At 60.2% G+C, this 777-nt stretch carries 1 pseudogene; it reads right to left on the bottom strand.

Features of this window, described 5'->3' with window-relative positions:
• Positions 1–80: 80 nt before the first annotated feature.
• A pseudogene (locus QU44_RS17260) lies at positions 81–777 on the bottom strand (integrase core domain-containing protein); the annotation flags it as partial.

The raw sequence follows: 777 nt of genomic DNA, 5'->3' as shown, positions 1-777 counted from the left end.
TGCGCTTTCGATGGTATTTTCGAAGTCTTTGGCGAGGCGCCGGTTGCGACCCAGTGACCTGCCCCCCGTCAGTCCCTCGATCATAACGAGAGTCTTGCGGTTAAATACGATGGCCCATGCGCCTGCACAAGCGCGTCGGGCGTGATGCTCTCGTCCTGCTCGAACGCCCGACGCGCTTGTGCAGGCGTCCGATTTCCCAACGACGAGTGGGGCCGGACATTGTTGTAATCGTAGCGCCAGATGGCCAGCTTCCGGCGGGCATCGGCCAGGCTGTCGAACAACTCCTCGTTGAGCAGTTCATCGCGCAGCGAGCCGTTGAAGGACTCGATGAACCCATTCTGCTGAGGCTTGCCCGGGTCGATGTAATGCCACTCGACCTTGTTCTTGCCAGCCCATTCCAGGATCGCCCGACTGGTGAACTCGGTTCCGTTATCGCTGACAATGCAAGCCGGTTTGCAATAGAGCCGTATCAGCGTATCGAGTTCACGCACCACTCGGGCACCCGAGATGCTGGTATCGCCGACCAGGCACAGGTTCTCCCGGCAGCAATCGTCATTGATGGCCAATATCCGGAATTTGCGCGACGCACCGAAGGTGTCCGACACAAAGCCTGTCCTGAGCGTGTCGAAGGGGCCATCGACCAGCGTGCGCCCGGGGACAACGGCACGGGCATGGGGGTGCGACTACCACGCTCCCGTTTCCGACCCCGACGAACCGACAGACCTTCCTCCCTGTAAATCCGATAGAGCTGAGCACCTCCATCAACCCGGTGATCTG

Origin of the sequence: Sphingomonas sp. 37zxx (assembly GCF_000786205.1) — a bacterium.
Taxonomy (GTDB): domain Bacteria; phylum Pseudomonadota; class Alphaproteobacteria; order Sphingomonadales; family Sphingomonadaceae; genus Sphingomonas.
The sequence above is the reverse complement of the archived record's forward strand: the minus strand, read 5'-3'. Positions and strand labels throughout refer to the sequence as shown.